22 protein-coding genes are annotated in these 21,119 nt (G+C 46.0%); 18 read left to right on the top strand and 4 right to left on the bottom strand.

Annotation, left to right across the window (positions count from 1 at the left end; genetic code table 11):
* Positions 1–220: 220 nt before the first annotated feature.
* The 4 genes from gyrB to dnaA all read right to left on the bottom strand — a co-directional run bounded on the left by gyrB (position 221) and on the right by dnaA (position 6,311).
* Positions 221–2,638 carry a DNA topoisomerase (ATP-hydrolyzing) subunit B gene (gene gyrB / locus R7Q09_RS20735; RefSeq protein ID WP_005378841.1) on the bottom strand — a complete coding sequence of 806 codons (2,418 nt, stop codon included), beginning with the start codon at positions 2,636–2,638 and terminating at the stop codon, positions 221–223.
* A gap of 13 nt (positions 2,639–2,651) precedes the next feature.
* A complete protein-coding gene (recF, locus tag R7Q09_RS20740) occupies positions 2,652–3,731 on the bottom strand; it encodes a DNA replication/repair protein RecF (protein WP_005378839.1) in 1,080 nt (359 codons plus the stop codon).
* A 9-nt stretch (positions 3,732–3,740) separates the two neighbouring features.
* Positions 3,741–4,841 carry a DNA polymerase III subunit beta gene (gene dnaN / locus R7Q09_RS20745; protein ID WP_005394106.1) on the bottom strand — a complete coding sequence of 367 codons (1,101 nt, stop codon included), beginning with the start codon at positions 4,839–4,841 and terminating at the stop codon, positions 3,741–3,743.
* 63 nt (positions 4,842–4,904) lie between these two features.
* Entirely contained in the window at positions 4,905–6,311 is a 1,407-nt protein-coding gene (dnaA, locus tag R7Q09_RS20750; RefSeq protein ID WP_005378835.1) for a chromosomal replication initiator protein DnaA, read from the bottom strand.
* Positions 6,312–6,723: 412 nt separating this feature from the next.
* Between dnaA and R7Q09_RS20755 the strand changes: the two genes are divergently transcribed.
* From R7Q09_RS20755 to atpH, 18 genes are all read left to right on the top strand, one after another.
* Entirely contained in the window at positions 6,724–7,470 is a 747-nt protein-coding gene (locus R7Q09_RS20755; protein ID WP_005378831.1) for an amino acid ABC transporter substrate-binding protein, read from the top strand.
* Between the two features lie 114 nt (positions 7,471–7,584).
* Positions 7,585–8,256, top strand: a complete 672-nt coding sequence (locus R7Q09_RS20760) for an amino acid ABC transporter permease (RefSeq protein WP_005378829.1) — start codon at positions 7,585–7,587, stop codon at positions 8,254–8,256.
* On the top strand, positions 8,253–8,990 hold the full coding sequence (locus R7Q09_RS20765; protein WP_005378827.1) for an amino acid ABC transporter ATP-binding protein: 738 nt from the start codon (positions 8,253–8,255) through the stop codon (positions 8,988–8,990). Before R7Q09_RS20760 ends, R7Q09_RS20765 begins: the two co-directional genes overlap by 4 nt.
* A gap of 242 nt (positions 8,991–9,232) precedes the next feature.
* Positions 9,233–9,367: a 50S ribosomal protein L34 gene (gene rpmH, locus R7Q09_RS20770; RefSeq protein ID WP_005378825.1), complete on the top strand. Its 135-nt coding sequence runs from the start codon at positions 9,233–9,235 to the stop codon at positions 9,365–9,367.
* A gap of 46 nt (positions 9,368–9,413) precedes the next feature.
* The gene (rnpA, locus tag R7Q09_RS20775) at positions 9,414–9,737 is read left to right on the top strand and encodes a ribonuclease P protein component (protein WP_005394102.1); all 324 of its coding nucleotides are present in this window, start codon (positions 9,414–9,416) and stop codon (positions 9,735–9,737) included.
* Positions 9,704–9,961, top strand: coding sequence for a membrane protein insertion efficiency factor YidD (gene yidD / locus R7Q09_RS20780; RefSeq protein WP_005378822.1), 258 nt, complete (start codon positions 9,704–9,706; stop codon positions 9,959–9,961). Before rnpA ends, yidD begins: the two co-directional genes overlap by 34 nt.
* A gap of 2 nt (positions 9,962–9,963) precedes the next feature.
* Positions 9,964–11,586: a membrane protein insertase YidC gene (gene yidC / locus R7Q09_RS20785; RefSeq protein WP_318071148.1), complete on the top strand. Its 1,623-nt coding sequence runs from the start codon at positions 9,964–9,966 to the stop codon at positions 11,584–11,586.
* Positions 11,587–11,716: 130 nt separating this feature from the next.
* Entirely contained in the window at positions 11,717–13,078 is a 1,362-nt protein-coding gene (mnmE, locus tag R7Q09_RS20790) for a tRNA uridine-5-carboxymethylaminomethyl(34) synthesis GTPase MnmE (protein ID WP_005383836.1), read from the top strand.
* Between the two features lie 100 nt (positions 13,079–13,178).
* A complete protein-coding gene (mioC, locus tag R7Q09_RS20795; protein WP_213969972.1) occupies positions 13,179–13,613 on the top strand; it encodes an FMN-binding protein MioC in 435 nt (144 codons plus the stop codon).
* Positions 13,614–14,090: 477 nt separating this feature from the next.
* Positions 14,091–15,986 (top strand): tRNA uridine-5-carboxymethylaminomethyl(34) synthesis enzyme MnmG, encoded by a 1,896-nt coding sequence (gene mnmG / locus R7Q09_RS20800; protein ID WP_005378901.1) that lies wholly within the window; start codon positions 14,091–14,093, stop codon positions 15,984–15,986.
* Complete coding sequence (gene rsmG / locus R7Q09_RS20805; RefSeq protein WP_047102565.1) at positions 15,986–16,621, top strand: 16S rRNA (guanine(527)-N(7))-methyltransferase RsmG; 636 nt, start codon at positions 15,986–15,988, stop codon at positions 16,619–16,621. The genes mnmG and rsmG overlap by 1 nt, the downstream gene beginning before the upstream one ends.
* A gap of 10 nt (positions 16,622–16,631) precedes the next feature.
* Positions 16,632–17,405 (top strand): ParA family protein, encoded by a 774-nt coding sequence (locus R7Q09_RS20810; protein ID WP_005383838.1) that lies wholly within the window; start codon positions 16,632–16,634, stop codon positions 17,403–17,405.
* A 24-nt stretch (positions 17,406–17,429) separates the two neighbouring features.
* Positions 17,430–18,311 (top strand): ParB/RepB/Spo0J family partition protein, encoded by an 882-nt coding sequence (locus R7Q09_RS20815; protein ID WP_005383840.1) that lies wholly within the window; start codon positions 17,430–17,432, stop codon positions 18,309–18,311.
* A gap of 189 nt (positions 18,312–18,500) precedes the next feature.
* On the top strand, positions 18,501–18,890 hold the full coding sequence (locus tag R7Q09_RS20820; protein WP_005378921.1) for a F0F1 ATP synthase subunit I: 390 nt from the start codon (positions 18,501–18,503) through the stop codon (positions 18,888–18,890).
* A gap of 8 nt (positions 18,891–18,898) precedes the next feature.
* On the top strand, positions 18,899–19,711 hold the full coding sequence (atpB, locus tag R7Q09_RS20825; protein ID WP_005378922.1) for a F0F1 ATP synthase subunit A: 813 nt from the start codon (positions 18,899–18,901) through the stop codon (positions 19,709–19,711).
* A gap of 57 nt (positions 19,712–19,768) precedes the next feature.
* Positions 19,769–20,023, top strand: coding sequence for a F0F1 ATP synthase subunit C (gene atpE / locus R7Q09_RS20830; protein ID WP_002540812.1), 255 nt, complete (start codon positions 19,769–19,771; stop codon positions 20,021–20,023).
* A gap of 74 nt (positions 20,024–20,097) precedes the next feature.
* Complete coding sequence (atpF, locus tag R7Q09_RS20835; protein WP_005378929.1) at positions 20,098–20,568, top strand: F0F1 ATP synthase subunit B; 471 nt, start codon at positions 20,098–20,100, stop codon at positions 20,566–20,568.
* Between the two features lie 14 nt (positions 20,569–20,582).
* Positions 20,583–21,116 (top strand): F0F1 ATP synthase subunit delta, encoded by a 534-nt coding sequence (atpH, locus tag R7Q09_RS20840; RefSeq protein WP_017635596.1) that lies wholly within the window; start codon positions 20,583–20,585, stop codon positions 21,114–21,116.
* Positions 21,117–21,119 lie beyond the last annotated feature (3 nt).

Genomic DNA, 21,119 nt, shown 5'->3' on the forward strand with positions numbered 1-21,119 from the left:
CTTCAGCACTATAGCGAGCAGAAAAAAGAAAGCAAAAACGCTCAAGCGAACAAAATGGCGAGAAAAAAAGAAAACAGAAATAAAATGGCAGGCTTGATCGGGTTGTTGGCAGTTAGTACCAGAAAAACATCCGCTTTAGCAGAAAGTGGCGATTTTAGCTGGTGGTACAACAAAAAAAGCAGCGATTTCTCGCTGCTTTTTACTATCACGAACAGTGTCGTTATACGTCTAGGTTCGCTACTTTCAGTGCGTTCTCTTCGATGAAGTTACGACGAGGTTCTACTTGGTCACCCATTAGCGTAGTGAACAGTTGATCTGCGCCTACCGCATCTTCAATCGTTACCTGCATCATACGACGAGTTTCTGGGTCCATGGTGGTTTCCCAAAGTTGGTCTGGGTTCATCTCACCTAGACCTTTGTAGCGCTGACGGCTTAATCCACGCATTGACTCTTTCACTAACCAGTCAAGTGCTTCTGCAAAGTTTGCCACTGGCATAGTACGCTCACCACGTTTGATGTACGCGCCTTCTTCCAGAAGTCCATCAAGTGCTTCTGATAGATCAGCCAACTTGCCGTACTCTTTCGAGTTTAGGAAGTCGATGCTAATTGCATGTTCGTGCGTCACACCGTGAGTACGAACCACAATCTTAGGCAAGTTTAAGCCTAGCTCTTCGTGCTGCTCAACTTCGTAGCTGTACTGGCTTGCACCCACTTCTTTCGCATTCAGCTGTTCAATAAGCTGCTTCGTCCAAGCTTCCACAACTGATGCGTCATGGCATTGCTCTGGCGTTAGGCGAGGAGTGTAAATCAACTCGTTTACCAAAGCACTTGGGTAGCGACGGCTCATACGTTCCGCCAGTTTAATACCCGCATTGTACTGTTGAACAAGCTTCTCTAGTGCTTCACCTGCCAGTGCAGGTGCTTCTGCGTTTACGTGTAGCGATGCATTGTCCAGAGCCAATGATACTTGGTATTGGTTCATCGCTTCTTCATCTTTGATGTACTGCTCTTGTTTGCCTTTTTTCACTTTGTATAGTGGTGGCTGAGCGATGTACACATAGCCACGCTCGATAAGCTCTGGCATTTGACGGTAGAAGAAGGTCAACAGTAGCGTACGGATGTGCGAACCATCGACGTCGGCATCGGTCATGATGATGATGTTGTGGTAACGAAGCTTGTCCGGGTTGTACTCGTCACGACCGATACCACAACCTAGTGCGGTGATCAGTGTTGCTACTTCTTGAGAAGATAGCATCTTGTCGAAACGTGCTTTTTCTACGTTAAGAATCTTACCTTTTAGCGGTAGGATCGCTTGGTTCTTACGGTTACGGCCTTGTTTTGCGGAGCCGCCTGCCGAATCACCCTCCACTATGTATAGTTCAGAGAGTGCCGGATCTTTTTCCTGACAGTCTGCAAGTTTACCTGGAAGGCCAGCTAGGTCTAGTGCACCTTTACGGCGCGTCATTTCACGAGCTTTACGCGCTGCTTCACGAGCACGTGCTGCATCGATGATTTTCGAACAAACCATCTTCGCTTCTGTCGGGTTCTCAATCAAGAACTCAGACAGTTTTTCACCCATTGCAGACTCAACAGCTGATTTCACTTCAGAAGAAACCAGTTTGTCTTTTGTTTGGCTTGAGAACTTAGGATCAGGCACTTTCACCGAAACAACCGCAGTTAGACCTTCACGCGCATCGTCGCCTGAAGTCGCTGTTTTCGCTTTCTTCGAGAAACCTTCTTTATCCATAAAGCTGTTCAATGTACGTGTTAGCGCAGCACGGAAACCAGCAAGGTGAGTACCACCATCACGCTGTGGGATATTGTTGGTAAAGCAGAAGATGTTCTCTTGGAAACCATCGTTCCATTGCATCGCCACTTCAACTGAAATGCCGTCTTCACGCTCAGAGTTAAAGTGGAAGATTTTTTCGATGATTGGCGTTTTGTTGGTGTTTAGGTGATCAACGAACGCTTGAATACCACCTTCATACATGAAGTGATCATGTTTGTCCGCTTCACGTTCATCAACCAATTTGATCGACACACCAGAGTTCAGGAATGACAGTTCACGCAGGCGTTTCGCCAGAATGTCATAGTGGAACTCAGTGTTAGAGAACGTTTCGGCACTTGGCCAGAAACGAATTTGTGTACCGGTTTTATCCGTATCACCCACAACGGCTAGTGGCGCTTGAGGCTCACCATGGCGGTAGGTTTGCGTATGGATATGGCCACCACGATGAATCGTTAGCTCAACTTTCTCTGATAGTGCGTTTACTACTGAAACACCTACCCCGTGAAGACCACCCGATACTTTGTATGAGTTATCGTCGAACTTACCACCCGCGTGAAGAACCGTCATGATTACTTCTGCTGCAGAGACATTTTCCTCTGAGTGGATTTCTGTTGGAATGCCACGACCATCATCGCTAACGGAAACCGAGTTATCCTCATGAATTGTCACAACGATGTCTTTACAGTGACCTGCCAACGCTTCATCAATTGAGTTATCCACCACCTCGAAAACCATGTGGTGAAGGCCGGTGCCGTCGTCCGTATCGCCGATGTACATTCCTGGACGCTTACGTACCGCATCCAGACCCTTCAGTACCTTAATACTCGATGAATCGTAATTTTCAGACATGAGTTTCTCTCTTCTAGTTTGACTCTATCCTGCCATGTTCCACATGAAACAATTTACCGTTATCGTCCAACATATCGGCGATTTGGCTTTCAGTGATAGAGCTTACAAATACTTGTGCGCCCGTCTCTTTTAAGCAGTCAGCAAGACGCTTGCGACGTTGGCTATCTAATTCCGACGCGAAGTCATCAATTAGGTAAATGCATTGTTTACCGGCCATCTCTGTCAGGTGTTGCCCTTGCGCTACACGCAATGCACACACCATGAGTTTTAATTGACCGCGTGACAGAACATCTTCAACGGGCGTTCCGTTCACTTTAATGCGCAAATCAGCTTTGTTTGGGCCACTAAAGGTGTATCCCAATGCCTGATCACGCTCAAAATTCTTTTCTAGTATCTCGTGGTATGGAGTGTCTTTATCCCAGCCACGATAATACTTCAATTGGATCTCAAATTCTGGCAAAAATGTCTGACAGATAGTTTCTGCGACGGTTTTCATCTGCTCGATGTAACTTGCTCGCCATTGGCTGATGTTTTCAGCCAATCCTGCCATTTCCTGATCCCAATAACTGAGCTCACGATAACTATTGGCGGTTTTCAACAACGCGTTGCGCTGCTTGTTCAGGCGCTTGAACCTTCCCCATGCTTGATAAAAAGCGGGCTCGGTATGAAACACGCCCCAATCAATAAACGCACGACGATGTTTAGGGCCATCTGTCAGTAAATCAAACCCTTCTGGGTGTATCAACTGCAAAGGCAGAACTTGTGCCAACTGCGCTAATTTTTGTCCAGATTGACCGCCTATTTTAACCTCTGTTGAGCCATCACGCTGCTTATTAATGCCGATAGGTAGCTCAAATTGATCCGAGTTCAAAAAACGACCATGAACAAACAGTTCGTCACACTCATTTTGTATCACTCGTCCGGTGAGAGAGCTCTTGAATGAGCGGCCATGCCCGAGCAGATAAACCGCTTCTAAGACACTGGTTTTACCGCTGCCGTTCGGCCCGATAAGAAAGTTAAAGCCTGCTGATAACTCAATATCACAGGCTTTAATGTTTCGAAACTGCTGAATGATGAGACGAGAAAGAGGCATTCAGTTGGCTTATAGACGAATTGGCATCACCACGTACATGGCACTGTCATCGTCGGCATTTTCAATCAACGCGCTAGCGTTAGCATCCGACATCGACACACGTACATTTTCACAACGCAACGTGTTCAGAACATCAAGCACATAGCTTACGTTAAAGCCGATTTCGATGGCGTCACCTTCAAAGGTTACATCAAGCATCTCTTCCGCTTCTTCTTGTTCTGGGTTATTCGCGGTTATGCGCATTTCAGTATCAGCCAGATTCACTCGCACGCCACGGAATTTTTCGTTGGAAAGAATCGCAGCACGAGAGAAGGCTTGGCGCAACTCGTCACAACTTGCTATTAGTGTCTTATTGGTGCTCTGAGGCAATACACGGCGGTAGTCAGGGAAACGACCATCAACCAACTTAGAGGTAAAAGTAAAGTTATTCACCTCAGCACGAACATTGGAGCTACCGATCTGAAGTACTACGGGCTGCTCTGGCGCATCCATCAACTTTACTAATTCTTGCACACCTTTGCGTGGCACGATGATTTGCTTCTGCGCAAAGTCCGCACCTAGCTGAGTTTGCGATACCGCCATACGGTGGCCGTCCGTCGCCACGCTGCGTAGCGTGGTGCCGTCAATTTCAAACAACATGCCGTTGAGGTAGTAACGAACGTCTTGATTCGCCATCGAGAACTGAGTTTTGTCGATCAGCGTACGTAAATCAGCTTGGCTCAGTGATACTTCCACTTCGCTTTGCCAGTCTTCAATATTAGGGAAATCGTTCGCAGGAAGCGTTGCCAACGAGAAACGGCTGCGACCAGAGCGAACTTGTACACGATCACCTTCTAATACAAATGTGATGATCGCATCGTCCGGTAAACCACGGCAGATATCGAGAAACTTACGCGAAGGAACGGTAATGCTGCCCGCTTCAAAATCACCTTCTAGCGTCACTTTGCTTACTAACTCTACTTCAAGATCGGTTGCCGTCATCGACAATACGTTCTCTTCTACTTTAAGAAGTAGGTTACCCAGGATTGGCAGGGTTGGTCGGCCACCTAAAGCGCCCGAAACCTGCTGTAGCGGTTTGATTAAATGACTACGTTCAATGGTAAATTTCATGCTTGGCTCTTTACGCTGTCAGCTCAATAAATGATTTGCTTAGAATACCGTTATTCTAACCGATTACGAAGACAGGGTGCGAATCAAGTTAGAGTAATCTTCTTTAATGTCGTGGCTCTCTTCACGCAGCTGCTCAATCTTGCGACAAGCATGAAGTACGGTCGTATGATCGCGGCCCCCAAACGCATCGCCAATTTCAGGCAAGCTATGGTTGGTTAGTTCTTTTGCTAACGCCATAGCCAGCTGACGAGGACGCGCTACAGAACGAGAACGACGCTTAGACAGCAAGTCCGCTACTTTAATCTTGTAGTATTCCGCCACTGTCTTTTGAATGTTATCGATTGTCACAAGCTTCTCTTGTAGAGCAAGCAGATCGCGCAGCGCTTCACGAACAAAATCAATCGTAATTGGACGGCCAGTAAAGTTCGCGTTCGCAATAACACGGTTCAGTGCACCTTCTAGCTCACGAACGTTCGAACGCAGACGCTTGGCAATGAAGAATGCCACTTCATCAGCAAGGTGGATTTGGTGATCTTCAGCTTTTTTCATCAAGATCGCCACACGCGTTTCAAGCTCAGGCGGCTCGATCGCAACAGTAAGACCCCAACCAAAGCGAGATTTAAGACGATCTTCAACGCCATTAATTTCTTTAGGATAACGGTCAGACGTTAGAATGATCTGCTGATTACCTTCCAATAGTGCGTTGAAGGTATGGAAGAATTCTTCTTGTGAACGTTCTTTATTAGCAAAGAATTGGATGTCATCGATAAGGAGCGCATCCACGCTGCGGTAGTAGCGTTTGAATTCTTCAATCGCATTGTTTTGCAGCGCTTTCACCATGTCTTGCACAAAACGTTCTGAGTGCATGTAGACCACTTTTGCGTTCGGGTTGTTATCCACAATCGCGTTACCCACCGCATGCAATAAGTGGGTTTTACCCAAACCCGTGCCGCCGTATAGGAATAGTGGGTTGTAAGCTGCACCTGGGTTATCCGATACCTGACGCGCCGCAGCCAAACCCAGTTGGTTCGACTTACCTTCAACAAAGTTATCGAACTTGTGTTTTGGGTTCATGTTTGAGCGGTGATTGATAGCCGCAATCGCTTGAGCGTCGTCATCCCAGGTTTTGTGTACTGGCTTACGCGCCTGTAATTGCGCAGGTGCAGATGACTCGGCAGCCACATCTGCAGGCGTACGTGTCGGCGCTGGTTTTGGTGCAGAGACAGGTCGGCTCCCCACTTCAAAACGTAAGTTAGGAATATCGCCACCGCAGTATTCCTGCAGTAAGCGAGTAATATTGTTCAGATACTTATCACGCACCCAGTCCAACACAAAGCGGTTTGGCGCGAATAGAGTGAGAGTATTGTCATTGAGCTCCGCTTGTAGCGGACGAACCCACATGCTGAATTCTGTAGCTGGTAGCTCTTCTTGAAGCTGCTGCAAACATTGCAGCCAAAGCGAAGATGACACGGTGCCCCCACTGAGTAATTGAATTATCGGAAAAGACTGGCAATTTTACCTGTTGATAACCAAGATCGCCAGCGATTGATCGACGATCCAGTGAATAAGATCCAAGTTATTCACAATTATTTCTGCAAACTTGATGAGATCAACACACCTTGCCCCAAATTTGCCCACACAACGATCCACAATTGGGCAAAACTCACAAGATCGAGCGATTGGTGATAAGTCTGTGTATTATTTTATTCCCAATGCTGATTTTGTCGATCATTTCGCTAGGTTCAGTTCGCATTTTCGTCACATTTAACATTCTTCTTCTATTATCTAATAACTCACAGGTCTAGGTTATTGCTCTTGGTTATTTATTTAATTGAGCTAACTAACAGTAGTATTTCCAACCATAAAATTATGGAGATGTATTATGAAAAACTGGATTAAGGTTGCCGTTGCAGCCATTGCACTGTCGGCAGCAACCGTACAAGCCGCTACTGAAGTCAAAGTTGGTATGTCAGGTCGCTACTTCCCGTTTACTTTTGTAAAGCAAGACAAGCTACAAGGCTTTGAAGTCGACATGTGGGATGAAATCGGTAAACGTAACGATTACAAAATCGAATACGTAACAGCCAACTTCTCTGGTTTATTTGGTCTTTTAGAAACTGGTCGTATCGATACGATCTCCAACCAAATCACCATGACTGATGAGCGTAAAGCTAAATACCTATTTGCTGACCCTTACGTTGTAGATGGCGCACAAATTACCGTGCGTAAAGGCAACGACAGCATCAAAGGTGTTGACGATCTTGCGGGCAAAACCGTTGCGGTGAACCTAGGCTCTAACTTTGAGCAACTGCTGCGTCAATACGACAAAGACGGCAAGATCAACATTAAAACGTACGACACAGGTATCGAACATGACGTGGCGCTCGGTCGTGCAGACGCGTTTGTAATGGATCGTCTTTCTGCGTTAGAGCTGATTAAGAAAACTGGCCTTCCTCTGGAATTGGCAGGCGAACCGTTTGAGACCATTCAAAACGCATGGCCTTTCGTTGACAACGAGAAAGGTCGTAAGCTGCAAGAAGAAGTAAACAAAGCACTGGCTGAGATGCGCGCAGATGGTACAGTAGAGAAAATTTCCGTGAAGTGGTTTGGCGCTGACATCACGAAATAAGAACTCTTTGTACTTTAGGCCGCAAAGTGGTATCACTCTCGGACTAAAATAAACTTACGTAAAGGTGGAACTTGTTTTCCACCTTTTCTTTTCTCTAGCCTTTAGGTAAGCCGTATGGGATTTGACTTTAATTACATGTTGGAACTGCTGCCGATATTGCTGAAATATCTTGGCACAACCATGGAAATGGCGACATGGGGATTGGTGTTTTCGCTGATTTTATCCGTCATTTTAGCCAATATTCGCGTATTTAAACTGCCAGTTCTGGATCAATTAAGCCAACTGTACATCAGCTTCTTCCGTGGCACCCCACTGTTGGTTCAGCTTTTCCTGCTTTATTACGGCTTACCGCAAATTTTTCCATTGATGGTCGGTATCGACGCCTTTTCAGCAGCGGTGATCGGTTTAACGCTGCACTTTGCCGCTTATATGGCGGAAAGTATTCGTGCCGCCATTATTGGCATTGATCGCAGCCAAATGGAAGCGAGCTTATCGGTCGGTATGACGACATCCCAAGCAATGCGCCGAGTGATTTTACCTCAAGCAACGCGTGTCGCACTGCCTTCATTGATGAACTATTTCATCGATATGATCAAGTCAACGTCTCTCGCTTTCACGCTTGGTGTGGCCGAAATCATGGCGAAAGCACAGATGGAAGCCTCATCAAGTTTCCGTTTCTTTGAAGCTTTCCTTGCGGTTGCTCTTATTTACTGGGGAGTGGTGGTGATTCTGACTCGCGTACAAATCTGGGCAGAAGCAAAACTGAATAAGGCGTACGTACGATGATTAAGTTAGAAAATATTCACAAACGTTTTGGTGAGACTGAAGTGCTGAAAGGCATCGACCTCGATATTAAGCAAGGTGAGATCATCGTGATTATCGGCTCAAGTGGCACGGGTAAATCAACCTTGCTGCGTACGGTGAACTTTCTAGAACAAGCAGATGAAGGTCGTATCACGATAGATGACATCTCCGTTGATACTCAAAAACACACTAAAGCCGAAGTATTAGCGCTGCGTCGTCGAACTGGCTTTGTGTTCCAAAACTATGCCCTGTTTGCCCACATGAATGCGCGCCAGAACATTGCCGAAGGTCTAGTGACCGTTCGAGGCTGGAAAAAAGCCGATGCTCTCAAACGAGCGCAACAAATTCTGGATGACATCGGCCTTGGGGATAAAGGCGATAGTTATCCAGCGGCATTGTCTGGCGGCCAACAACAACGTGTGGGTATCGGCCGAGCGATGGCGCTGCAACCAGAACTGCTGTTATTTGACGAACCAACTTCTGCGCTGGATCCTGAATGGGTCGGTGAAGTTCTCTCATTAATGAAGAAGTTAGCTAATCAGCATCAAACCATGCTGGTGGTGACGCACGAAATGCAATTCGCGAAAGAAGTCGCTGATAGAGTGATCTTCATGGCGGAAGGCAATATCGTAGAGCAAGGTTCTCCACAGGATATCTTCGATAATCCACAAGATCCTCGTTTGAAAAAATTCCTTAACCAAGTAGGAATAGAGTAACGATCAAGCATCAGGATCGATTGATCCTTGAGATTTTACTCACACTACGTATAATCGCCCGGCCGGAATTTCGTACTCATTGAGTCATTGACACATTATGTGAGTGTGATTACAATTCCGCCTCTTTGTTGAGAGGCGTCGGTTGTCCTTCTCTATATAAAGAGCTTCTTTATATAAGAAAGCAAATACCCACGCCGGGTTTAACAAGAACCTAAAACTACTGATCAGTAAAGGTAATTATCATGAAACGCACTTTTCAACCTACAGTTCTAAAGCGCAAGCGTACTCACGGCTTCCGTGCTCGCATGGCAACTAAGAACGGTCGTAAAGTTATCAACGCACGTCGTGCAAAAGGCCGTGCGCGCCTATCAAAATAATCGCTAGTTTATTTTGAACACGTACGCGTTTAATCGGGAGTTACGTTTGTTAACTCCCGAGCATTATCAAAACGTCTTCCAGCAAGCTCATCGAGCTGGCTCGCCTCATTTCACCATCATTGCTCGCAATAACAAACTTTCTCACCCACGATTAGGTTTAGCGGTTCCCAAAAAGCAAATCAAAACGGCTGTCGGTCGTAACCGATTTAAGCGTTTGGCTCGTGAAAGCTTTCGTAACAATCAACATCAGCTTCCAAACAAAGATTTTGTTGTGATTGCGAAGAAAAGCGCGCAAGATTTAAGCAATGAGGAAATTTTTAAGTTGTTTGATAAGCTATGGCAACGCCTGTCTCGCCCTTCACGTGGATAGCCATTGGGCTCGTTTATCTGTATCGCTGGTTTATCAGCCCTTTGATTGGTCCTCGTTGCCGGTTCACACCAACCTGTTCCACTTACGCGCTAGAAGCTTTGAGAGCTCACGGTTTTGTAAAAGGATGTTGGTTATCAGGCAAACGTCTATTAAAATGCCACCCTTTGAATGAAGGGGGGTATGACCCCGTTCCACCAGTCCAAAAACAAGACAGAGATAACTAACGATGGATTCTCAACGTAATATCCTGCTCATCGGTTTGGCCCTGGTTTCTTTTTTGCTGTTTCAACAATGGCAAGTTGCAAAGAATCCAGAACCTCAAGCAGTTGAACAGGCTCAATCAAGCAGCACTCTACCTGCACCATCTTTTGCTGATGAACTTGACCCAGTTCCTGGTCAACAGCAAGCTTCTGCAAAAACTATCACAGTAACGACTGATGTTTTAACTCTGTCGATCGACACCGTTGGTGGCGATGTGGTACATGCCAACCTTAACGAATACTCTGCTGAGTTAGATTCATCAGATTCCTTTGTTCTGCTTAAAGACGCTCAAGGTCACCAATTTATCGCTCAAAGCGGTCTAGTGGGCCCTCAAGGTATCGACTTGAGCAGCTCAAATCGCCCTCACTACAACGTAAGTGCAGACAGCTTCACAATGGCTGACGGTCAAGATGAACTTCGCGTTCCGATGACATTCACTGCAAACGGTATCGAATACACCAAAACTTACATCTTTAAACGCGGCAGCTACGCGCTTAATGTTGAATACGATGTAGTGAACAACTCAGGCAACAACGCAACATTTGGTATGTACGCTCACCTACGTCAAAACCTAATGGACGATGGTGGTAGCATCACAATGCCTACTTACCGTGGTGGCGCATACTCAACAGAAGATACGCGTTACAAGAAGTACAGCTTTGATGATATGCAGGATCGCAACCTGTCTCTTAACCTAGCCGATGGCCAAGGTTGGGCAGCAATGATTCAGCACTACTTTGCCGCAGCTTGGATCCCACGTAACGAACCAGGTACTAACCTATACACTCGTGTAATTGGCAACCTAGGCGACATCGGCGTTCGTATGCCGAACAAAACTATCGCAACAGGCGATCAGGCTAAGTTTGAAGCAACACTTTGGGTTGGTCCAAAACTGCAAGATGAAATGGCAGAAGTGGCACCTAACCTAGACCTAGTAGTGGACTACGGCTGGTTATGGTTCATTGCGAAGCCTCTTCATATGTTGCTTTCATTCATCCAGAGCTTTGTTGGCAACTGGGGTGTGGCAATCATCTGTCTGACCTTCATCGTTCGTGGTGCAATGTACCCACTAACAAAAGCGCAATACACGTCTATGGCGAAAATGCGTATGCTTCAGCCTAAGCTGCAAGCTATGCGTGAGCGCATCGGTGATGACCGTCAGCGCATGAGCCAAGAAATGATGGAACTGTACAAGAAAGAGAAAGTGAACCCACTAGGTGGCTGTTTACCTCTTATCCTACAGATGCCTATTTTCATCGCACTATACTGGGCACTAATGGAATCGGTTGAGCTACGTCACTCTCCATTCTTCGGTTGGATTCATGACCTTTCAGCGCAGGACCCTTACTACATCCTGCCTCTACTGATGGGTGCGTCTATGTTCCTAATCCAGAAGATGAGCCCGACAACAGTAACGGATCCAATGCAGCAGAAGATCATGACCTTTATGCCGGTTATGTTTACCTTCTTCTTCTTGTTCTTCCCATCAGGTCTCGTTCTGTACTGGTTGGTGTCGAACATCGTAACGCTTATCCAGCAAACTCTGATCTACAAAGGATTAGAGAAAAAAGGCTTACACAGCAAGTAACCTTTTAGGAAATGATTGAGAAAGGCGGCCAAAAGGTCGCCTTTTTGTTTTTGGCTGATTACAATTCAGCTAATTAATTGTGATGGCTCCCTAGGTATCTTCCCTATAGCCCAGCTCAAAAGGCAAAATTATGACTACAGATACGATTGTCGCTCAAGCGACCGCGCCTGGTCGTGGCGGTGTCGGTATTATTCGAGTTTCTGGCCCTAAAGCCAACCAAGTGGCGTTAGAAGTCACTGGCAAAACACTAAAGCCCCGCTACGCAGAGTACCTGCCGTTTAAGTCAGAAGATGGCACTGTGCTTGATCAGGGCATCGCACTGTACTTCCCTAACCCACACTCATTTACAGGTGAAGACGTACTTGAGCTGCAAGGCCATGGCGGCCCTGTCGTGATGGATATGCTGATAAAACGCATTCTAGGTATAGATGGTATTCGAGCTGCTCGCCCTGGTGAGTTCTCTGAACGCGCATTTCTGAACGATAAACTCGACCTAGCTCAAGCCGAAGCGATTGCAGACCTCATTGATGCAAGTTCTGAAGAAGCCGCAAAATCGGCGCTGCAATCCTTACAGGGCGCATTTTCAGGCCGTATTAATACCTTAGTTGAGTCGCTGATTCATTTGCGTATCTATGTTGAAGCAGCCATCGACTTCCCTGAGGAAGAGATCGACTTTTTGGCCGACGGTAAAGTGGCTGGTGACCTACAAGCCATCATCGACAACCTAGATGCGGTGCGCAAAGAAGCTAACCAAGGCGCTATTATGCGTGAAGGGATGAAAGTCGTGATTGCGGGTCGTCCAAATGCGGGCAAATCAAGCCTGCTGAACGCACTATCGGGTAAAGAGTCTGCAATCGTAACCGACATCGCAGGAACCACGCGTGATGTACTGCGTGAGCACATCCATATTGATGGCATGCCACTACACATCATTGATACAGCAGGTTTGCGTGATGCTTCCGATGAAGTAGAGAAAATCGGTATCGAACGTGCGTGGGATGAAATAGCCCAAGCAGACCGCGTGTTGTTCATGGTAGATGGCACAACAACCGATGCCACCGATCCGAAAGATATCTGGCCAGATTTTGTGGATCGCCTACCAGACAACATTGGCATAACTGTGATCCGTAATAAAGCGGATCAAACGGGTGAAGATATGGGGATCTGCCACGTCAATAACCCTACTCTTATCCGTTTGTCAGCGAAGACTGGTGCAGGGGTTGAAGCTCTGCGCGATCATCTCAAGGAGTGTATGGGCTTCTCTGGCAACAGTGAAGGTGGGTTTATGGCTCGTCGTCGTCATCTCGATGCATTAGAACGTGCCGCACAGCACCTTCAAATAGGCCAGGAGCAGCTTGAAGGCTATATGGCAGGTGAAATATTGGCTGAAGAGCTACGCATCACCCAACAACATCTCAATGAGATTACCGGTGAGTTCAGTTCTGACGACTTACTGGGACGAATCTTCTCTTCATTCTGTATCGGGAAGTAAATAATCGAACGCGCGGTGCTGAGCTTAACTCACACCGCGTTTCTTTTTGTACGGCAAGCCATCCATGAGCTTTAGCCGTCGCATTCAATAAGGAAGAAGTATGATCCACATTATTACAGGCAGCACGTTAGGTGGCACAGAATACGTAGGGGATCACCTGAGTGATCTACTCAACGAGAATGGATTTGAAACAACGATCCACAACCAGCCTTCCCTCAGTGATATCGAAAATCAAGGTACGTGGTTGGTGATCACCTCTACACATGGAGCTGGTGAGTATCCTGATAATATCCAACCTTTTATCGCAGCATTACAAAATACACCGCCAAAAATGACTGATGTAAAATTTGCGGTGATTGCGATTGGTGACTCTAGCTACGATACGTTCTGTGCCGCTGGTCAACACGCTTATGATTTATTAGAGGATATTGGTGCAACCCCTCTCGCAGATTGCTTTAAAATCGATGTACTGAGCCATGATGTGCCAGAAGACGCCGCAGAGATGTGGTTAAAAGAGAATATCGAACGTTTTTAAACTCACGACTTTCCCTTCAACAGAGTCGAAATTCGGCTCTGTTTTCTCCCATGTGAATAACTCCCACCAAATTATTTTGTTTAACCGCTCAAAAACCAACCAAACAGACTGTGGATAACTACAATAAGATCCAGTGATTTTCCTTTAGTTATCCCAATAACAACTTTGATAAATTTTACCTCCTGTGTATAACTACCACTTTTGATCCCAGGTAATCCTCGATCTGATCCAATCATGATCACAAGATATGATCCAAAGAAGATCCATGATCTTGTTGATCATTTTTAGGTTATCCACAGAAACGGTCGATCCTAATAGTAGATCTAATAAAAGATCATATATATAGATCTTATATATATTTATCTTGAAGCTTAAAACGGATAAAACGAGAAAACGTTTTTCTCTCTGGCATAAAGCAGGTAAAATACGGCTCCTTTATCTGTCCATTAAATCCCTTTGAATACCTGAGGTCAGTTCATGCTTTATCACGAAAACTTTGACGTCATTGTTGTCGGTGGCGGACACGCAGGAACGGAAGCCGCGCTCGCATCTGCACGCACAGGACAAAAAACGCTTCTCCTTACCCATAACATCGATACATTAGGCCAGATGTCTTGTAATCCGGCGATCGGTGGTATTGGTAAAGGTCACTTAGTAAAAGAAGTAGATGCTATGGGCGGTTTGATGGCTGAAGCCATCGACCATGCAGGTATTCAGTTTCGTACACTAAATGCCTCCAAAGGTCCTGCAGTACGAGCAACTCGAGCTCAAGCCGATCGCGCTCTGTACAAAGCGTACGTTCGTAATGCATTAGAAAATGCGCCTAACTTAACGTTGTTCCAGCAGTCAGTTGATGATCTGATTGTTGAACAAGATCGCGCAGTTGGTGTGGTAACTCAAATGGGACTTCGCTTCCATGCGAAAGCCGTTGTGCTAACCGTGGGTACCTTCCTTGGTGGTAAGATCCACATAGGTATGGAAAGCTCGTCTGGTGGTCGTGCCGGGGATCCACCATCGATCGCATTAGCGGATCGACTGCGTGAACTGCCGTTCCGTGTGGATCGTTTAAAAACAGGTACTCCACCGCGCATTGATGCTCGTACAGTTGATTTTTCAGTGCTAGAAGCTCAGCACGGTGATAACCCAACGCCTGTATTCTCGTTCATGGGCAAACGTGAACAGCATCCGCGTCAGATTCCATGTTTCATTACCCACACCAATGAACAAACTCACGATGTGATCCGTAGTAACTTGGATCGCAGTCCAATGTACGCAGGTGTGATTGAAGGTATTGGTCCTCGTTACTGTCCGTCTATTGAAGACAAAGTGATGCGTTTCGCTGACAAAAACAGCCACCAAATCTTCATTGAGCCAGAAGGCCTAACCACGCACGAGTTATACCCTAATGGTATCTCGACCAGCTTGCCATTTGATGTGCAAGTACAAATCGTGCGCTCAATGAAAGGGTTTGAAAATGCACACATCGTTCGCCCAGGTTATGCGATTGAATACGATTTCTTCGATCCACGTGATTTGAAGCAAACGTACGAGACGAAGTTCATCCATGGTTTGTTCTTTGCTGGCCAGATTAATGGTACGACTGGCTACGAAGAAGCCGCAGCGCAAGGCTTGATGGCGGGCCTAAACGCAAGCTTGTTTAGCCAAGACAAAGAAGGCTGGAGCCCACGTCGTGACCAAGCTTACATGGGCGTGTTGATTGATGACTTATCGACCATGGGTACCAAAGAGCCGTACCGCATGTTCACTTCTCGTGCGGAATACCGCCTGCTACTTCGTGAAGATAATGCCGATTTGCGTTTAACGGAAAAAGCGCGCGAGCTAGGCTTGATTGATGATGTTCGTTGGGCTCGCTTTAACGAGAAAATCAACAATATGGAAACGGAGCGTCAGCGTTTGAAAGCAACCTGGATGAATCCGAAGTCAGAGGGTGTTGATGAGTTGAACAAGCTGCTGAAAACCCCAATGGCCCGTGAAGCGAGTGGTGAGGATCTTCTGCGTCGTCCAGAGATCACTTATTCGCAACTGACGCAACTTGAAGCGTTTGCTCCTGCACTTGAAGATCAGCAAGCGGCTGAGCAAGTTGAAATTCAAGTGAAATACGATGGTTACATCAAGCGTCAGCAGGAAGAGATCGAAAAATCACTGCGTCACGAAAATACCAAGTTACCTGCTGATTTGGATTACCGCGATGTAAAAGGCTTATCAAACGAAGTCGTTGCTAAACTGAGCGAGGCCAAACCAGAGAGCATCGGTATTGCATCACGCATTTCTGGTATTACGCCTGCTGCAATTTCTATTCTACTTGTTCACTTGAAAAAGCATGGTTTGCTGAAGAAAGGTGAGGAAGAATAATGAGCGCATTGCGAACAAAGCTGGATTCACTGATCGCGAAAACCGATTTGGAAGTGTCAGAACAGCAACGAGAGCAGTTAGTTGGTTATGTCGAACTGCTCGACAAATGGAACAAAGCGTACAATTTAACATCGGTACGTGATCCGCTTGATATGTTAGTGAAACATATTCTTGATAGTATCGTTGTAAGCGCACACCTGTCCGGTGAGCGCTTCATTGATGTTGGTACTGGTCCGGGGTTACCGGGCATCCCTTTGGCAATCATGAACCCTGAGAAAACCTTCTTTTTGCTCGACAGTCTTGGCAAACGCATCCGTTTTATCAAGCAAGTCGTGCACACATTAGGGCTGAAAAACGTGACACCAATTCAAAGTCGCGTCGAAGAATTCCAACCTGAAGAAAAATTTGATGGCGTTTTGAGTCGAGCTTTTGCTTCAATGACAGACATGGTGGAATGGTGCCACCATTTGCCGAAACAAGAGCACGGGGTGTTTCTAGCGCTGAAAGGACAGCACCCTAAAGATGAAATGGATCAGCTTCCTGAATGGTGCAGTGTGACAGAGATCATATCTTTGGCTGTTCCTGAGTTGGAAGGTGATCGTCATCTAGTAATCTTATCGCGCAAGGAAAATTAGCGAGGTAATCGTGGGTAAAATTGTAGCAATAGCCAACCAGAAAGGTGGGGTCGGCAAAACAACAACGTGCATTAACTTAGCGGCTTCGATGGCGGCAACAAAGCGCAAGGTTTTGGTGATCGATCTCGACCCGCAAGGCAATGCTACGATGGCCAGTGGCGTGGATAAGTATATGGTCGACGCCACCGCATACGATCTTTTGGTCGAAGATACACCGTTCGATCAAGTCGTTTGTACCCAAACAACAGGGAAGTATGATTTGATCGCGGCGAACGGAGACGTAACCGCGGCAGAAATCAAATTGATGGAAGTTTTCGCTCGTGAAGTGCGTCTAAAAAATGCATTGTCGTCAGTTCGCGATAACTATGATTTCATCTTTATTGATTGTCCTCCTTCTCTAAACCTTCTTACAATCAATGCGATGGCGGCAGCTGACTCTGTGTTGGTGCCGATGCAATGTGAATACTTTGCGTTAGAAGGTTTAACTGCTCTTATGGATACAATCAGCAAGTTAGCGGCTGTTGTGAATGAAAACCTCAAAATCGAAGGTTTATTGCGTACCATGTACGACCCACGCAACCGCTTATCGAATGAAGTATCCGATCAACTTAAAAAACACTTTGGGAATAAAGTTTACCGTACTGTCATTCCGCGTAATGTTCGTTTGGCTGAAGCGCCAAGTCACGGTAAGCCAGCAATGTACTACGATAAGTACTCCGCAGGTGCCAAAGCGTATCTTGCTCTAGCGGGCGAAATGCTCCGCCGCGAAGAAATCCCAGTTTAACTCTAACCTAAGGAATTCAATCCCATGTCTAAGCGTGGTCTCGGAAAAGGACTGGATGCGTTATTGTCGACCAGTTCGTTTGCTCGTGAAAAACAGCATATTGCATCGCATAGCCAAGAATTATCGGCAGACGGTGAGTTAACCGATTTAGCGATTGGTCAATTGCAACCGGGCGTATACCAACCGCGTAAAGATATGGCGCCTGAAGCGCTAGAAGAACTAGCGGCTTCGATTCAATCACAAGGCATTATTCAACCAATCGTGGTTCGCCAGGTCGAAAATGGTCAGTTTGAGATCATCGCAGGTGAGCGCCGCTGGCGTGCTGCAAGGCAGGCGGGTTTAAAACGCGTGCCGTGTTTGGTGAAAAAAGTTGAAGATCGTGCCGCCATCGCCATGGCGTTGATTGAAAACATTCAACGTGAAGACTTGAATGTGATTGAGGAAGCCCAAGCGCTTGAACGTCTACAAGATGAATTCACGCTGACACATCAGCAAGTGGCCGATGTGATTGGTAAATCAAGAACGACGGTCAGTAACCTATTACGTCTGAATCAGTTGGAAGTTGATGTAAAAGGTCTGGTTGCAGATAAAAAATTGGAAATGGGTCATGCTCGAGCTCTGTTAGCGTTAGAAGGCGAACAGCAAGTCGAAGTAGCTCAACAAGTGGCTAAGAAGCAAATGACTGTTCGCCAAACCGAACAGTTAGTAAAAAAGTGCTTAGCCCCACAAAATGAGCAAAAAGGGCAACAAGAGGATACCGAAGCCGAGCAAATGTCGCATAAATTGAGTCAGCTGCTTGATGCAAAAGTTTCTCTTACCCGTTCTGCAAACGGAAAAGCGAAATTGACGATAAGTCTTGATGAGCCTCACAAATTGGACCAACTAATTGCCAAGCTTGAGGCCTAGATGAGATAATTGATTTAGGTCAATTAATCTAATTAATCGAATTTTGTGCGAAAGTTGTCGTTTTGTAAACAAAACTGTAAGTTTTTGATGCAATCGAATTGCTTTACGTTGAACTGAACGTATAATTTTCGCCAATTTCCCAGCACAGAGAGTTAAGTGCGAAGTGGATATTACTAGAGGTACGAATACATGGTAGCTGCGTTAGCTAGACCAGGACGAGAGCTCGCAAGGCAATTGTTAATGATCCAGTCTGGCGCGGTTATTTTTGTGGCAGCAGGAATGGCGGTAGCCATAAATCCTGACTGGGGATTTTCAGCGCTGATTGGCGGAGGCATTTTTGTTGTTGCCAATGCAGTATTCGCGCTGTGTGCTTTCATGTTTAGTGGAGCTCGCGCTGCCAAGCGCATCGCTGCTTCCTTCTATACGGGTGAAGTACTGAAAATTCTCATCACGGTTGCACTGTTCTATGTTGCCTACATGTATATGCAGGTGGAACTTGTTCCCCTCAAACTAACCTATTTGCTGGTACTAGGTATTAATATCTGTGCACCAGTGCTATTCATTAACAACAAAAAATAGGATGAGTTATGGCTGCGCCAGGTGAAGCGCTAACATCGTCCGGTTACATTGCCCACCACCTTTCTAACCTATCGCTATACAAGTTGGGTTTAGTAGGGTCGGAGACAAGTTTCTGGAACGTACATATCGATAGCCTGTTTTTTTCTTGGTTTACTGGTTTAATTTTCCTCGGAATTTTTTACAAAGTAGCAAAGAGAACAACAGCGGGTGTACCGGGTAAGCTTCAGTGTGCTGTAGAAATGATCGTTGAATTTGTCGCCGATAACGTCAAAGACACGTTCCATGGACGCAACCCACTGATCGCGCCTTTAGCACTGACTATCTTTTGTTGGGTATTTTTGATGAACGTGATGGACTTAGTTCCTATCGACTTCTTACCATACCCAGCAGAGCATTGGCTAGGTATTCCTTACCTTAAGGTTGTACCGTCTGCTGATGTGAATATCACCATGGCTATGGCTCTAGGCGTTTTTGCATTGATGATTTACTACAGCATCAAAGTAAAAGGTCTAGGTGGATTCGCAAAAGAACTTGCACTACATCCATTCAATCACCCACTGATGATTCCGTTTAACCTACTAATTGAAGTGGTATCGCTATTAGCGAAACCTCTATCACTTGGTATGCGTCTATTCGGTAACATGTTCGCGGGTGAGGTTGTATTCATTCTTTGTGCGGCAATGCTACCATGGTACTTACAATGGATGGGTTCACTACCGTGGGCAATCTTCCATATCTTGGTTATTACGATTCAAGCCTTCGTATTCATGATGTTGACAATTGTTTACCTGTCAATGGCACACGAAGATCCTGATCATTAATTTTTTTAAAGCTTTTTATTTGGGCACTAAGCCAACAACTATAAATTGGAGATAGTAATGGAAACTTTACTGAGCTTTTCTGCAATCGCCGTAGGTATTATCGTCGGTCTTGCTTCTCTTGGTACAGCGATTGGTTTCGCACTGCTAGGTGGTAAATTCCTAGAAGGTGCTGCACGTCAACCAGAAATGGCTCCTATGCTACAAGTTAAGATGTTCATCATCGCGGGTCTACTTGATGCGGTTCCAATGATCGGTATCGTAATCGCGCTACTATTCACTTTCGCAAACCCATTCGTTGGTCAACTAGGTTAATCACCTTTAACTCGGGACGGGCGATTATCGCTTGTCACTGATTAACACTAAGTCCAAATAGAGGGGTAGCTGTTGTGAACATAAACGCAACTCTGCTAGGTCAAGCAATCTCGTTCGCACTATTTGTGTGGTTCTGCATGAAGTATGTATGGCCACCATTGATGCAAGCGATCGAAGAGCGTCAGAAGAAAATTGCTGATGGTCTTCAAGCAGCAGAACGTGCTGCGAAAGACTTGGATCTAGCACAAGCCAACGCTTCTGATCAATTGAAAGAAGCGAAGCGCACAGCAACTGAGATCATCGAACAAGCGAACAAACGTAAGTCTCAAATTCTTGATGAAGCTCGCGAGGAAGCTCAGGCAGAACGCCAGAAAATCCTAGCGCAAGCAGAAGCAGAACTTGAAGCTGAACGCAATCGTGCACGCGATGAGCTGCGCAAACAAGTTGCTACTCTGGCTGTAGCTGGTGCTGAGAAAATCCTTGAGCGTTCTATCGATAAAGATGCGCAAAAAGATATTCTCGACAACATTACTGCAAAACTTTAAGTCTGGGGGCGCATATGTCTGATTTGACTACTATCGCACGCCCCTATGCTAAAGCAGCCTTCGACTTTGCTTTAGAGAAAGACCAGTTGGACCAATGGGGCCAAATGTTATCTTTTGCTGCTGAAGTGGCCAAAAACGAACAAATGAACGAACTACTAACGGGTTCGGTTTCTGCTGACAAAATGGCAGAAATTTTTGTTGCAGTTTGCGGCGAACAAGTTGATGCGCACGGTCAAAACCTTTTGAAGGTAATGGCTGAGAATGGTCGTTTAGCGGCCCTTCCTGATGTTTGCACGGAGTTTTTTACTCTGAAAAAAGAACATGAGAAAGAAATTGATGTTGAAGTAATTTCAGCAACAGAGCTTTCTGATGAACAACTTGCAAACATTGGCAGCAAACTTGAAAAGCGTCTTGAACGCAAAGTGAAGCTGAATTGCAGTGTAGATGAGACCCTACTTGGTGGGGTTATTATTCGAGCCGGAGACCTAGTCATCGATGACTCAGCGCGTGGTCGTTTGAACCGCCTGAGCGATGCATTGCAGTCTTAATGG

The organism is Vibrio sp. 2130-1 (genome assembly GCF_033339515.1).